This is a genomic window from Glutamicibacter halophytocola, from assembly GCF_001302565.1.
Lineage (GTDB): Bacteria > Actinomycetota > Actinomycetes > Actinomycetales > Micrococcaceae > Glutamicibacter > Glutamicibacter halophytocola.
This window is the reverse complement of sequence record NZ_CP012750.1, coordinates 303,637-317,860: the sequence shown is the minus strand read 5'-3', so window position 1 is coordinate 317,860 and position 14,224 is coordinate 303,637. Positions and strand designations below refer to the sequence as shown.

The window sequence follows — 14,224 nt, the reverse complement described above, 5'->3', positions numbered from 1 at the left end:
ACTTCTAAGGTAATTGTAATGGTTTAATTTGTGGGTAGTTTTTGCGAATGCCCTCAATGCCACCTTTGGACAATTTTCGCATTATATGAAGAAGAGTAGCAAGAGAAGGTCCTAAAACAGCTCCTGCCGCGATTTTGAATATTCCGACATCATCACTATTGTTTGGCACTATCGATTCGAACCGGGTATTTCTGAATCCAAAACTAGAACCATGCACAACTTGCAGATTAGTACTGTAGATTTCTTCCCTCAAGGCAGCCAGAAGATAACCATGATATTGCAAACTCTCGTTCTCCAAGGAGATGATTACAAAGGGCGCATTCCCCTTAGCTTCAGCTGTACTTGGATGGGAAACGCTACTAACAAGCCCGGTGCACTTGCCTAATTCCTCTGCAACCAGTTTATTATTCCGAAAGACCCTTGCAGCATGTATTTTGCTCCATTTTGGGGACAATAAAAACGGTGCATCCAAAGAAGCCAAGTCAGAGGCACGTAGTCCTAAGCCTAGGATCCCTCGGAGTGCACGTAACGTCTTCCCGAGGCTCACCGCGTCCAACTTTTGAATCGTACTCGACTTTATCGAGAAAATATCTATTATACCCAAGTTTGCAATTTCAAGACCACTTTGGTCCAATTTAAGACCTGAGCGATACTCAATCAGAATCGGGTTGCCGTTTATATTTGAAAGCAATTCCAAAAAAAACCGAGTATTCCATCCCGGTCCAGAAAGTGTCGTATCAATAATGATGTACCTTGGACAGCAACCTAATTGTTTCCAAGAATTAATTAGATCTTCTAGATTAAGTACCGATAAGGAATGTCCATAAACTATAGGTTCTAGCAGAAGTATATCGGGCACTGACTCTTTGTCCATTAGACCCAATTCTCGAATTGAATCTACCTCTAAAGTACTAAATAGCTCGTTGTCGAAAAAATCCAATAATTTCGATGTTTCAAAATATTTACCTGCGGATACAAGCCGTAGGGGTCGATTCGAAGTAGGACGCAATATATGGCAGAGAGTTGAAAGCACCAAATGTAACGCTCCCATAGCAGATGACGTCGCTATGCTCTCCGTCTCCCACCCTACAATCTGTTCTAATCGCTTTTTTAGTTTCTTTTCGACTTCCAATGCTGGAATGCTGCGTTCATAGGCATGGTCTAGTGGCGAACCGCTGGGAAGAAATCGGTTCTCTGTAGAGCTAGGTGACCTATAAAAGGTTTTCTCGATGGTCTTACCCCGCTCAATCAGTAATTTTCGTATTAACTGAGAAAAGGTATTCAAACTTGCTTCAAAGGCGATGTCGGAGTCAGAACAAGTTGAAGAAATTAGATCGCCTAGTCGATTCCATTCTTTTGCATCATAAGAATCTTGAGCGATAACTTCGCTTACCATGCCCAGGAGCAACTCTTGCTCTTCTAGTAAGTCATAACTAATTTTGCTCATTTGATAAAGGTAGTTTCTCGTTCAGAGAAAATATATTCTTTTGGCTTCGGAATACGATTGAAATCCCTCGAATTAGTCATGGTATACGCTCCAGAGTTTGTGAATACCACTTTGTCATGCACAGATAATTTTGAAACTTGGAAAAGTTTCCTTTTGCCGAATAGGTCACTACCAAAAAAGTCGTTTTCGTAGAGGGTGTTACCAGCCAAAAGATACGGGCTTTTCGCTGATTCGGTACTTAGCGATCCCAGTTTGAACACTTTTGGTAAATGCCACGGTGTGAGATTCCAACTGGATGCATTTAGTGTTGCAACATTGCAGCCGAAACCCGAATGATTGTCTTCCGTTGCTGTCACTTCAGTCACCAAGTATCCATGCGAACCAAGCGTAGCTGCTCCAGGCTCGAAAACAATCTCGATATCTCGATCGTTTTGTGCCACCCACGATTCAACCATACTGTTAAGTTCTTGAAGGGCGCTAATAGCCCGCGAGCGGCTCACGTATAACGAGAAGAAGCCACCCCCGAAGTCGATACTCCTAACCCCCTTATAGAAGGTAGCCGTGGCAAGAAGTACTTTCGCCTTGTAAAGTAAGTGCTCGGGCGTCATCTGTCCTGTATGCGTATGTAATCTGATAATCTTTCCGGAATTTTCATGATCCAGATTTTGAAGTTTGTGATCAGCTGGTAGTATTCCGAATCGGCTATTCGTGCCGAAGGTTGTGGTACGGTCGTCAATATGGTCTGGCAATGGAATTCGAAGTCTAATACCAACATCGAGATTGGGCTCCGATTCCCAAAAAGCCTGTAGTTGATCGATGGAACTAGCATCAACTGCCATACCAAAGCCTGCTAGTTCGATAGCTTCAGCAGAGGTAAAACTCGGTCCCGTAGCAGTAATCTCCCGAAATCCGGCATCTCTTGCGAGATGGAATTCTCCCATAGAAGCGACGTCAGCGCCTAAACCTTTCCTCGCTAGAAATTCGAGGATCTGAGGTGTATGGCAGGCTTTAACAGCGAAGTTGAGCTTCGCGTTTCTGACTTTCCCGATGTCTTCCTGGAGAATCGATAATGAACGATCCAGATTTTCGAGGTCGTATACTATTGCTGGTGTCATAACTCCATTGAGACTTGCAATTAGTTCCCAGCTCGGTCCAACAACAAGAGGCTCTACTGGGGATACCGTGGCAAATTGATCCAAAATGTTACCTAACTGTAAAGAGAAATTGCGGTGCTGCAGAACAGTCTGCAGCACCGCAACACCAACGTGGCTACTTAGTAGCTGGCCGGGTCATAAGAGATTCAGAGAAATCGGTCCGAATCTCACGTACGCCATCAGTCACGTCGATATCAACTAAGTCCAGACTGTCGACTTGGATTTCTTCATTGGTGAAGATGCTTGCCAACTCAGCTTCCAATGATTCGATCGTTGCCATTGTTGCTCCTTCTTGTTCACATTAACTTCCTTGCGTGGAAGTTCGCGACTGGTTGTCACGTCCTTACGACGAAAGACTTTCTGCGCAATAGCGCAGGCTTCCTCCACCGAAATCTACATTCCCGAGATCATCTACACATGCTGATAACCAACTGATTAGCTCCAGACCTTCGGCTCCAAGCTCTTTCTTGAACTCAGGAGTTTTCGCTGCTTGAGAAAAATGGTCAGCACGCGACCAAGAAGATACCAGAGAATTTCTTATCTGAATCGACTGATCGTCTCCCAGAGCCATCAGCATACTGAGGTAGAAAACTGTTTGATGTGTATACACATGGAACGCCGCGAGACATCTGTCAATTGAAAATTCACGAGGTTGATTACCAGTGCTCCCCCAAGGAACCGTTATTGTTGCGCTTTCACTATCTTTATAATCAATTTTTAGAATAGTGCGAGTAATGCAAATATCATTAAGTTTTTGATGTAAGGACTCGTGAAGAATTAGCTCAGCTGCTTTAACTGGATCTCCTAGTACATCCTCATTAATAAAAATAAGCAATGGAACGGCAGAGCTGTATCCACTGAGCAGAGCACCATTGAACAGTGCTACCTGCGGAATGCCTATCAGTACATCACTTGCAATGGCTGGCACGGTTTTATACAAAAAATCAACCGACTGTTGTAAAAGCTTACGCGTATGCGGTGTAATCTTGGCAGCAACAACCTTGCTTCCATCAGGATTTTTCTCCATTCCTTCAGAAAATGCTGACAAGACTTTCTTGGATACTCTATTACGTGTCCAATCGTGCGGAATCTGAAGGACTTCGGCCGCTTCCCAGAGTTGTATATCAGGTTCATGGCTGTTCAATTCCTCAAGAAAATAGCTGTAATCTTCGAGGGTTTTCTTAGCGCTAATACGATCCCCGGCCTGTGCCAACTTAAGTGCCTGGTCAAGGTGCGCACGTCGCAAACTCTCAATCTGAGGCGACGCGCTTCTTAGCAGCAGCTGGTTATCTATCCCGAGATGTTCCGATAGAATTCTTGCAGTTCCAGCATAATAGGTTTTAGCCGTCTGTATGATGGCAGAATTTGATCCAAACTTACCGGTGGTCAATAACAGGGTAGTTTTATCGCAGAGCATTTCCCAAGGTTCACTCTTTGTCTGAGATGTACGAAAATCAGCCATATCTTACTTTCGTCCAATCGTGACTAATCCTGAAGTTTCTAGCTGCCTTAAGCGAATTGAAGCAATTCTTTGAGCATTCGAGACAAATTTTCCCAATGACTCAGAAATCTCGCCAAAATTGTGACCATCAGAAAGTTCAAGGATGTACCATGAGATCCGGTCAAGAACGATTATGCTGAGAGGTTCGGACCTGAATACAAAAGCGGCCGATCTATCAGCGAATGCATCTAGAGTCCATCCGTCAGTTCGCTCCACCAACTCATTAGACACTATTTGGTCCGTTTCCATCTCTTTCCTTCAGAATGTTCAGACCAGACCGACACTCAACGGTTCTGTAGAAGTGTTGCTGGTTCTTTAGGTTGATAAATCTAAAATCCAAAGTCAAACTACCGTTGAGTATACATGGATCACTTGTGATCGACAACACGTTTAGCTTCTTTGTGTAGTTCCGGGAGTGACGCTCTAACGACTCCGTGGTTGCACCTGGGTTATCAACTCGATGCTCATTAGTGATAGTCGACCAGTCAAACCATTCGTAACCTAGAATTCGCAAACTGCCTAACATCCGTTATGTTATTAAACTAGCGAAGATGGATTGTGAAATTACAGGTTCACGTCGAACATACTGTTTTTTGCAACAGCATTCGGTGAGTATTGAAACTATTATAGAGACTTTGATCAACTAGATAAGAAATGAAAATAGTTGACCTTTGTGGACCGAGTGCTTCAGGCGTCGAATGTTGCAAGTGGACTTTCGACCAAATGTTAAATTACTTGAACGCTCTGAGAATTAGACAGCGATTGATCCAATCTACAACACTCCAAATTATTGAACTATCGTGATCTATCAGACCCATTCAAGAGGTGCATTACACGCTTCTGGGTGGTTTTCGAAGAATATACATACTGATGGTTATTAGAGAAAGGATACATTTTAATGATGAGTATTAAAAGGATGAAACCAAATTCAGGGTGGATAGTGCATGATCAAGTGCTGGCACGGACGCCTTCTCTCAATCCTTCATCACCGGCTCTTACTCATATCAGAAACGACGATATTGAATCGCTTTGGAAAAGCAAATTTATTCGCGATGCTATAAGACAAGCTTCTCCGACGCTTTACGCAGAAATTTGTAAGATGCCTAAATCTGGTAAAAAACGCGACAAAATCAAACGTGCGCTCGGTTCGTACTTACTTCGAATGACCACACGGCCTACGCCATTTGGATTACAAGCAGCGATCGGGGTTGCAGATGTAGAACAACCTGCGAGAACCGTAGCTCCCAAAAAGCTTTCAGTAGTGGATATAGCTCCTACAGAAAGTCGAAACAACGTTCTTGGTGAAAAAAATAACCTTTTGGTAGGCATTAACCCGTCAATCAGCATTCAACTTGACACGCTAAAAGTTATTTACCAGGTACCTGGGCAGCAAAAGAGAATCGAGATTGAATTAGATTCACGTTTAAGTCGAATACTCACTCACTTCAAAAGGCCTCAGCTAGTCAAGGGTGCAATAGCGTCCAGTTCGATTCTGAAGCTAATTGACATCGGACTTTTAGTATCTAATGAACGTCCTAGCATTCCGAACAGTCCTCTTAAAAGGGCCAAAGATCTTTCTACCAAAGTATTGATCTGGGATAATCCTCCGTCAATCAGTAACGATATTAGTGAACGTATCGCTAAAATATCGCCCGGTTTGGCTAAATTAAGTTCAGCACATGCTTATGATCAATCAGTCAAAGAATTTATTGATAAGTTTGATGATAAGTTTTCGTGGGAGCTTGTACCGATTGACATAGTATTTGACGAACTTTACGGCATCGGCACAATAGCTGATCGTCAAATTTCCCCCTACCCAGATTTCCTTGATCTTCAGTATGACTTGTATTCAAGGGCTAAAGGTTCATCATCCGTTGAGCTGCTTGATGAAGACATTAACAAGTTAACTAATTCTAGAAATGCCCTTGATAATTTTGATATTTTTGTTCACATAGACTCTAAGAATAGCAGAAACATCTCTTTCAGTCCACGAGGATTGACGGTTCATGCTGGTCGAGCCTGGAGCCGATTCAGTAGGTATTCCGATGAATTTCTTGCTGCGGTGAGGCATGTAAACAATCTTGTTACAGAACTAGATTCTAAACCTGTATTGTTAGATTACTGGCACGACTCAATGATTGAAATTTCAGCTGGAGAATCAAACATTGAACACGTGCTAGCTTGGTCCTCTCTTGTTGGAGAGGATCGAATTTCTATTTCTATTCACGATGTTTCCATGCGCGTAAGAAATGGAAATGTGCAATTTTTTGATTCAAGAACTTTGGAGAGGATCTATTTTAGAACAAACCATTTGGTTTCGACAAGCAGTGCTCCTCGAATTCTTGATTCTCTCTATCGATTAAGCCATGAGAATCTACATGACTTACGTTGGAACTGGTGGTTTAAAGACTTCAAACCAGCCTATTTTCCACAGATCACCTACAAAAATGTTGTCATTAGTGAAGAAAAGTGGCGAGTTCCTTCCAATATTCGCGACCAATCGATGCTTATTAGTTGGTTGAAAGAGTCTGGAGTTCCACGAAAGGTTCGGTTGGACAATGATGAACTAGGCACAAGCTACGATCTCAATTTTTCTCTTGACCGAGATCTATTGCTTCAGTCGCTGAATGATACAGACCGATATATTTCAGGATCTGGCATTGATATATGGGATGATGACGGCACGATGGAAGTAGTTTTCTCAGTATTCAAGGATAGGTCTACTTGTACTGCCTCTGATCAAGTCTCCACACATCATATTTCAGATGGAAGTTGCCCACAAGAATCGGCTTGGTTATCAATACATGTTCCGACAAGAAACTTGGCTGGCGAAAATCTTTTGCTAAAAAGGATCTATGCAGAGTTTGTTGGTGTAGATTGGTTCTTTGTTAGGTACAACATTCCTCGACGTCACCTTCGTGTTCGCATTTCAAAATCGATTCCCATTGATAGAACTTTCAAATTCTTTGATTTTTTGGTATCTCGCCATCTAATACCCAGCTATAGTATGGAAGTTTACACCCCTGAAGTTGGCAGGTTTGGCGGTATGGAACATCTCATTGAATGGGAAAAGTATTTCGTTCAAGATACGTCGTCGATATTGTCATTCTCAGAGTGCCTTAATGATGATATATGTATACCTCAAGAATCTGATATCGCTATTTTTCAGGCATCGCTTGAAATTTTTAATCAAATTATTTCATTGTGTGCCTCAACTGATAGATGCATGAGAATACTTGATTCGTATCGTCGACAACCTAAGCTGTTAGGAAAGTCTGCTTCTGAAAGACGATCGAGATTTTCTCATTACATTCTCAATTCAAGTCCCGGCATTGGCACCAATAGATTGGCGTCTCCTCCAGCGATTGATTCCAAGCATATGAGCGATCTCGAAATTTTTTCAGCAGTTCATCTTCATTTGAACCGTCTGGGTTTTTCTGTTCAAATAGAAGATATTGCTATCGATTGTGTTGTTGCTGCCCTAAGGGCTCTTTGTATTAGGAATAATGTTTAGCGACACTGCTATTTCCTTATAAGTACAGTTTTGAATACGCGCGGCGACTTCCCTCTAGGTTAGATCTGCCAGTCTTCATGCACTGCACAACCCATGATGTTCTTCTTCCTTATCCTTGATTGATGCTTCTTGCCTGCGATGGCATTACCCCGCCACCGGGTAAGGGCTCCGCTCAGCTGGGGTGTAGGCAAGCAACTCGTTATCTGCGCAGATCGCACCAATCGCCCGGCTAAGGAGCATCTGCCCAATGGACATACCTCGATGCACCGGGCAAAGGTCATGCTCGTACCTGTGTCGTGCCATGGTTTAGTAACCCTTTCGCATAGTCTTGACTACCGACTCAAGATCTGCCAGAAGCTGCGCAGCATAGATCGCCATTTGCCCGTTGATCAGTACTTTCGCTGACCGGACAGCCTTCAGATCAGTGATCAACCTCTTCAACGGCCACCCTGTCAGTTCCTGCAGATGCCGGCCAATCTCCAACGCAGCGAACACCACGCTCAGGTGCGTGTCGATGGAATCCTTCTCCCGATGGATGGTCGGCCCGGCCCGCAGGTCTGACTTCGTCATCCTGAATGACGCCTCCACCTGCCACAGATCGTGATAAGCACTCATCACCTGCGTGGCTGGAATAGTGTCGACCGGCAGGCTCGTCACGTAGCCTTTGAGCCCGGCCAGCGTCCTGGCCCGTTCAATGACCTTCTCATCCAGCTCTTTCTCAGCCCCGCTCACCTTCATGAACCGCACTTTCTTCAACGGTGCTTTCCCCTCAGCTACCGCTAGCGCTGTGCGCTCCATAAGGTTGATATTTCGGTTGTCTCTCGCGAAGCGTTTAGCTGACCACTGGCAAACAATCCTGCGTTCCCGTCCGTTCTTCCCTGCACCCATCACCCGCGTGGATTCAAGCCTCTGACCGTTGGCGAACCTGTTGCCCTTAGTATCGGAATGCTCCTGCAGATCATAGGGTGGTTTGGTCAGCCTGGACCCGACAATGAACTTGAACCCAGCGTCCTCGATCGCATTCAAGTCGTTGGCCGACAGCATGCCAACGTCAGCGACCACAACGAGGTCGGTGATGCCGTGACGTTCCTGGAACTCTTCAAGCACGGGGATGATCGTGGTGGTCTCTGCCTTGTTCCCTTCAAACTTATGAAGCTCCAACGGGAAGCCTGCCGGGTCCACGAGCAGGCCGACCTGGATCTGCGGGTCGACGCGGCGTTCCTTGCTCATCCCGACCTTGCGCAGCTTGTCTTTGTCTTTCGCCTCAAAATGCAGGGTGTTCACGTCATACATCACCAAGGAGGCCAAGCCCGCGGTTGCTGACCGGTAAACAACCATGGCTTTGGCCAGCTGGTCACGGTAGTCTTTCTCAATACAGGATCCCAGACTGCGGAACAAGGTCCGCTGCGACGGGTGAGGCGCGTCGATATCTTTCAGGACACGGATGGTGTCTGCTTTGGACGTCGGTTCGGTCAGCCTGGCCAGGACCATCCCTTTGAACGCCGCATCAGCAATGACGGCAACCCAAGCCGCTCATACGCGGCGTCCAGCACTTCCCAAAGTATCGCTGCGGGTGAAGCGACGACTTTACCCGTGGAACTGACAACCTGAGGCTTTCTATCTGGTGGCTTTTGCCCAAGGGTAGCCTCATGCCAGTTAGCAACATCGGTGGTGCGTACCGCTATTTTCTCTAGGTCGCCTAGGTCGAAGATCTGCTACCCCGGACGCAGTCGCGCCTCGGCTTGAGTCAGGAGAATCCCTAGTTCAGCGTCATTATGGGCGGAGTCGAGGTGCGCAATGCCGGTGACAGTGCGGCCGGTGCGATTGATGATCTGCACGGCGACGGCACCTGAGGCGGTGCGTACCCTCCGGATAAATCTCACGGCCATGATGACACTTTATGACACAGCCACCCTTTAGTGACCCTTTGTAACGCGTTGGGACAAGGAAACCTCAGGTCAGCAAATATTGATGTTATTCAATCACTTACCAAGGCACGACACATGTTATAGACCTACACCGTTTCACACTTGTTATTGAGGCCGCGAAAGAACTCCCTCGTACAGGCTGGCACGTCGCAGATGCCGGATACTCCCTAGCCTGCCCACCGCTCTACGATTTGACATTGCAAGTCGACTTCTTCATACACTGCGTAGCCCCTCTTCCTGGTCAATTATTGATGATTCATGCTTGCGTGAAGCGCCTAGATGGCGAGCGCGAGGCGTTGTTTTTCTTCGATGTGCAGCCGTGCGCGTTTTGGAACCTTGATGGTTTTGAGGTCGCCGAGCATTTTGTGGATTTGGGTGTAGGCGGTGTGGCGTTCGTGGTCGGTGGCGCCGGCTCCTTCTGCGAGGGTGAGTAGTGCGCGGATGCGCTGGATGGTCTTTTGTTCCTTGGCTGGGATTTTGGTGGTGCTGATGCGCTGGGCGTTGGCGTAGGCGGCTTCCCAGGCGTCTTCGAAGGCTCTGACTGCTTTGGGGTATGGCAGGGTGTTGAGGTCTGTGTAGAGGTTGAATTTGGTTGGCATGCCGGGGATGGTGTTTTCTGCGTCCCGCATGGCGTGGTACAGGCGGCTGGTTGCTCTGATTTTGATGTCTGTCAGTGCGGGGAGGTCGAAGAGCATGTCCCAGTCAGTTTCAGCCTTGAGGACGTTCAAACGCATCGCTTCGTGGCGGTCGATGACAGTTTGCCAGCGCGCGGTGAGCTTTGTTTGCTCCTCATCCTGTGCCTTGCGCTCCATCTCTTGGGCTTCCAGCTGCTTGCGACGATGCAGTTTGCTGATCCCCCAAATGATGGCTGCAATCAATGCGATGGCTGCGACGGCCACACCGATCCAGAGGAGAACCACACCGATCCAGAGGAGAACTAGGAGCGGTGTTCCAGTATCGGCTGTGGCTGCTGGTTCAGGAAGTGGGGTTGGAGTCGGCGATGATGGCGTGGGTATTACGTCAGGTTCAGCCTCTTGGTTTTTCTGGCTTCCGCTGGCTCGGTTCCGACGCTCATAAGATTTGGCAGGATATACATTGTTGCGACGGCAAAACATCCAAAAAATATGGGGACTATGGCGAAGCCCATCGACCCGTTTCCTTGTATGGCTTTGAAGACGCATCCAAGGGATAACAGGACGCTCGTTATAAGTGCTATGCCTACAAGGGCTGGTCTTACTGTTTCTATCGTTTCGACGATATTCATTGCCTCCTGCTTCCTTTCATTCCCTCAGAGTTTCGCTTTGAGCATTTGCTCGGATCGATACTGAAGGGATTGGGTATTGGTCTTCTGTAGGTGCAGTTAGCCTCGGTCAGGGGACATACCGGTCACCGTGCTTGAAGTTTTATGTTCGATGGCTCTGAGGCAGTTAGGGCAAGTCACTTTTTGGATGTTTGTGGTGGTTGATGTGGTGAGTGCTGTACACCGGGCGATGAAGCTATCGTCAAAGGTGAAACCGTGGATCGACAGTTGATCGTTATCTAGGTGTATTTGCTGATCGTTCATCGTATTTCCTCACGTGCTATGTCACGGCGAGAAGTATTGCTGAGCTGAGAGAGCCGATGGCCAGAACGGTAAGGAGTAATTGCACCAGGGTGACAGCTCTAATGGAGAATCCCCCTTTTTTGTCTTGGAGGAAGATCATGGGAGCTCCTGAGCCTAGGAGCCAGAAGCTGAAGATTCCTAGAGCGGCTAATCCGGGTATTGTCCACATGTGGTTGCCGCTTTCGGTCAGACTATGTTTTGTGGGTTCAAGAACGTCCAAAGAGTGAATGAAGCCCACACCGCAGTTATGGCAAGGTAGGACGGGCCGCTGAGGCTTCGAATCCCCAACGTTCTAAGCACTCCGACGGTGTGGAAGATGAACATGATTAGTATCAATAGAGCCCAGATGCTCAGAAACCTGACTTACCGACTGCCCTTAGGCGAGGTTTGGGCTAGGCGTGCTGCCCGGGCTTGTTCTGCCTTGATTTCTTGTTCTTCGGCTTCGGCGAGACGGTCGATCCGTTCTTGTGCAGCTGCAGTTTCCCTCATCTTGGCTTCATTGATCCGCTGTTGCTTCAGCTCTTCGTAGTCGCTTAGTCGTTGTTCCAAATTTTTGGGCGGGAATTTTTGAATAAGCAAGATGAGCACTCGAAGTAGCAGACCAGCGCAGAGGGCGGCCACAGCTGCATGCGCGAAGGGCTTCGCCGGTGATTCCAAGGCGACGATGAGTGAGATTTTCGGCAGATAGATGAAGAGCAGAACCCACGCAGCAAAGGAAAGTGCGACCGACCAGAAGTTGATTGCCTGTCGTTCTAACCAGGTCATTGGCCACCCAAGAATTGACCGGCGGTCATAAGGGAGGCGTTCGTGGCGATCGAAGAACAGTGCAGTGGTTTCCCCGAAATAGTAGGAGATCGCTGTTCGTAGTTTCTCGTGCTCGATAGCGCTTGGCTCTGGTAGCCCTTGCTTCTGGCGTTTTTCCTTCTGCCGCTGGTAATTGAGCACCCGCCCAGCGATGTTCTCTGCCCCCTGGTATCTTCAACGATCATCAGGGAGAGCTCCTGAGCTTTCTTCGGGCTAGTCATGATCGGGGTTCCTCAGTGTTTGGGTTGGCTGGTGGTTAGGCGGCCGTAGCTAGGGCTTCTAGGCGATGCGTTGCGGGTGTCCAGAATTGCTGGTATCCGGCGTTGCCCATGTCTTCGGCGACGTGGGTTGTGAGATAACTGGCGCAGAGGTTTGCCGGGTTGATCTCTTTGACGTGTACCTGGGCGAAGTTCGCTGCGATGCGGGCGATCTGCAGGCTGTGAGATGAGCCGATGGTATGTCCCTCCTAGGACACGAGCCAGGCTGGCCAGGTGTAGGGGTTCTTCTTGATCTTGATGTGCGTGTACATGATGCTTTCCATTCGTTGTGGTGGTGGTCGTGGGATGGGTTTCATGAGATGGATCGTGGAACCTGCTTTCTGATGAAGGGTTAGCTGCTGAGTAGTTGGTCAGCTGGTGGTTCGGCCTTCTGGTGGCCTTTGATGGAGCTGTATGGAGCTTTGCCAGTGCGGCCGGCGTTATCGACGCTCACGGTTTTAGCGTTGGCCCTGAGCACCTGGTGCCAGTGAGGACCGATCAGGACGTAGTCTCCCGGGCTGATGGAGTCTTTGCAGTAGTTGCCGATGCGTCCAGCATTGATGTGCTCACGCTGCACGCTTTGCCAGTACTGGATCTGATCAGCAAGTGCTGCCATTTCTTCTTGAGTGCGAGTTTTTACTTCCCCGGACACAGGTGGAACGTCGCGTTCGTAGAGGGTGCCCCGGTTTGCGGTGTATCCATCGACAGACCGCTTGAGCTGGCGCATCTGTGCGGTGAGCTTTTCGATCCTGTTGGCTACTGTCTGCGGGCTATTCCGCGCGCCTGTCGCGTGTTTGGCAGATTCTGCTTTATCGAGCGCTTGAAGTGCTGCCTGATCGGCTTCAACGCTGTTCTTCCAGGCGGTGTTTGCCTTGTCGATTGCCTGCAGGTGCCGACTTTCCGAGTGATGGCCCGCTTTGACTGGTTCACCCATAGCTGGGAGACGGCGATGGGCTGCGAAGAAGGCTTGTTCAGCTTCGTTAGCTGCGTGCGCTTTCCGTTCTGCGACCTCTTGCAGGTGTTGTGCGCGCTGGGAAGCGCGTTTATCGCGGTCTGCTTCAACTTCCGCCATACTGCGTGCTGATTGATCGATCTGTATCTGGACGGTGTGGTTTGCTGCAGTGAGTGTTTTCGCGGTCTCCTCGATGATGTGCAGCTGCGGTGCATTGTCGCGGGACTGGGGGACATACCATTTTCCGAGTCCGCGGCCCCACTTCCAGCCGTGCGCTTTGAGGATCTCGTTGATCCCGTCCCCGCGTGACGTACCGTCGAGCAGCGTTCCGGCACTGGGTGTGTGCGTGATGGTGATGCTCATTGCCTTGTCTTTCTCAGTGCTTGGTGCGGTCGTAGACTGCCAGCGCGCCGTTATAGCTATGGCCCGTTTGGTTTTGGATGAGGCGCAGATAGCGCGAGTCGCTGGTGTGGGCGTGGTTTCCCCCGCTGGTATGCCATTCATGATCTGGTTTCCAGGTGTTGCTTGTGGTGTCCCAGTGGGCGGGTATGAGGTTGGCTTCTGTCTGTCCGTAGATCGTCTTGGTGCGAAGTAGCACAGGGGCTTCGATGTCTTCGTGCTGGGTGGTGGTGCCCTCGATGAGGTGATGGACTTCCCATTGCTCATCTGAGTAGTAGCCGACGAGGGTTAGCTCGTCATAGATGGCGCTGAGCCCGGTGTGGATGTAGTGGGGATTGTCTGCCGGGCGGAGGACCTCAAGGGTGAGGGTAGTGTGTTCCGGGGTACTCATGGCGTGCTCTCCTTCTTGTTGTCTTGGTGGCGGGCTAGGACGCTGGTGGCTTGGCCAATGAGTTGTTGGTGGGAGCAAGCGGCCCAGCTGGGGCGCTCGTTGGTTGCTGTGGTGCGGACGATTTCTTCCTCGATGACCTGCTGGCAGTCGCTGATCAGTCCGGTCAGTTCTTTTGCAGTGAGCGTGGCGAGGTAAGCGGTTGCTTCGCGGTTGTTCGTTGCTGCGAGTTTCTCGGTGTGCTGGGACAGTGAGTGGGTCATCGGGGCATCCTGTT

At 48.5% G+C, this 14,224-nt stretch carries 11 protein-coding genes and 1 pseudogene; 1 reads left to right on the top strand and 11 read right to left on the bottom strand.

Features of this window, described 5'->3' with window-relative positions:
- Positions 1-4: 4 nt before the first annotated feature.
- The 4 genes from AOZ07_RS18615 to AOZ07_RS01505 all read right to left on the bottom strand — a co-directional run bounded on the left by AOZ07_RS18615 (position 5) and on the right by AOZ07_RS01505 (position 4,063).
- The gene (locus tag AOZ07_RS18615) at positions 5-1,447 is read right to left on the bottom strand and encodes a hypothetical protein (protein WP_194943741.1); all 1,443 of its coding nucleotides are present in this window, start codon (positions 1,445-1,447) and stop codon (positions 5-7) included.
- Positions 1,444-2,700 carry a diaminopimelate decarboxylase family protein gene (locus AOZ07_RS01510; protein WP_194943740.1) on the bottom strand — a complete coding sequence of 419 codons (1,257 nt, stop codon included), beginning with the start codon at positions 2,698-2,700 and terminating at the stop codon, positions 1,444-1,446. Before AOZ07_RS01510 ends, AOZ07_RS18615 begins: the two co-directional genes overlap by 4 nt.
- Positions 2,701-2,716: 16 nt before the next feature.
- Positions 2,717-2,881: a hypothetical protein gene (locus AOZ07_RS18610; RefSeq protein WP_194943739.1), complete on the bottom strand. Its 165-nt coding sequence runs from the start codon at positions 2,879-2,881 to the stop codon at positions 2,717-2,719.
- 63 nt (positions 2,882-2,944) lie between these two features.
- Entirely contained in the window at positions 2,945-4,063 is a 1,119-nt protein-coding gene (locus tag AOZ07_RS01505; protein WP_194943738.1) for a hypothetical protein, read from the bottom strand.
- Positions 4,064-5,000: 937 nt separating this feature from the next.
- Between AOZ07_RS01505 and AOZ07_RS18020 the strand changes: the two genes are divergently transcribed.
- Positions 5,001-7,616, top strand: coding sequence for a thiopeptide-type bacteriocin biosynthesis protein (locus AOZ07_RS18020; protein WP_075972386.1), 2,616 nt, complete (start codon positions 5,001-5,003; stop codon positions 7,614-7,616).
- Between the two features lie 306 nt (positions 7,617-7,922).
- Here AOZ07_RS18020 and AOZ07_RS01495 read toward each other — a convergent pair.
- From AOZ07_RS01495 to AOZ07_RS01465, 7 genes and pseudogenes are all read right to left on the bottom strand, one after another.
- Positions 7,923-9,505 (bottom strand): annotated as a pseudogene (locus AOZ07_RS01495) (IS1634 family transposase).
- Positions 9,506-9,819: 314 nt separating this feature from the next.
- Positions 9,820-10,464, bottom strand: a complete 645-nt coding sequence (locus AOZ07_RS01490; protein WP_060700385.1) for a hypothetical protein — start codon at positions 10,462-10,464, stop codon at positions 9,820-9,822.
- Between the two features lie 95 nt (positions 10,465-10,559).
- On the bottom strand, positions 10,560-10,808 hold the full coding sequence (locus tag AOZ07_RS01485; RefSeq protein ID WP_060700384.1) for a hypothetical protein: 249 nt from the start codon (positions 10,806-10,808) through the stop codon (positions 10,560-10,562).
- A gap of 702 nt (positions 10,809-11,510) precedes the next feature.
- The gene (locus AOZ07_RS01480) at positions 11,511-12,092 is read right to left on the bottom strand and encodes a hypothetical protein (protein WP_060700383.1); all 582 of its coding nucleotides are present in this window, start codon (positions 12,090-12,092) and stop codon (positions 11,511-11,513) included.
- Positions 12,093-12,560: 468 nt separating this feature from the next.
- Complete coding sequence (locus tag AOZ07_RS01475) at positions 12,561-13,523, bottom strand: DUF3560 domain-containing protein (RefSeq protein ID WP_060700382.1); 963 nt, start codon at positions 13,521-13,523, stop codon at positions 12,561-12,563.
- Between the two features lie 13 nt (positions 13,524-13,536).
- A complete protein-coding gene (locus tag AOZ07_RS18600) occupies positions 13,537-13,950 on the bottom strand; it encodes a hypothetical protein (RefSeq protein ID WP_060700381.1) in 414 nt (137 codons plus the stop codon).
- Positions 13,947-14,210 (bottom strand): hypothetical protein, encoded by a 264-nt coding sequence (locus AOZ07_RS01465; RefSeq protein ID WP_060700380.1) that lies wholly within the window; start codon positions 14,208-14,210, stop codon positions 13,947-13,949. Before AOZ07_RS01465 ends, AOZ07_RS18600 begins: the two co-directional genes overlap by 4 nt.
- Positions 14,211-14,224: the final 14 nt, after the last annotated feature.

Excerpts from the sequence above, each read along its gene's own strand:
- AOZ07_RS18615 (WP_194943741.1), bottom strand. The coding sequence starts at position 1,447 with ATGAGCAAAATTAGTTATGACTTACTAGAAGAGCAAGAGTTGCTCCTG.
- AOZ07_RS18610 (WP_194943739.1), bottom strand. The coding sequence starts at position 2,881 with ATGGCAACGATCGAATCATTGGAAGCTGAGTTGGCAAGCATCTTCACC.
- AOZ07_RS01505 (WP_194943738.1), bottom strand. The coding sequence starts at position 4,063 with ATGGCTGATTTTCGTACATCTCAGACAAAGAGTGAACCTTGGGAAATG.
- AOZ07_RS18020 (WP_075972386.1), top strand. The coding sequence starts at position 5,001 with ATGATGAGTATTAAAAGGATGAAACCAAATTCAGGGTGGATAGTGCAT.
- AOZ07_RS01485 (WP_060700384.1), bottom strand. The coding sequence starts at position 10,808 with ATGAATATCGTCGAAACGATAGAAACAGTAAGACCAGCCCTTGTAGGC.
- AOZ07_RS01475 (WP_060700382.1), bottom strand. The coding sequence starts at position 13,523 with ATGAGCATCACCATCACGCACACACCCAGTGCCGGAACGCTGCTCGAC.
- AOZ07_RS18600 (WP_060700381.1), bottom strand. The coding sequence starts at position 13,950 with ATGAGTACCCCGGAACACACTACCCTCACCCTTGAGGTCCTCCGCCCG.
- AOZ07_RS01465 (WP_060700380.1), bottom strand. The coding sequence starts at position 14,210 with ATGACCCACTCACTGTCCCAGCACACCGAGAAACTCGCAGCAACGAAC.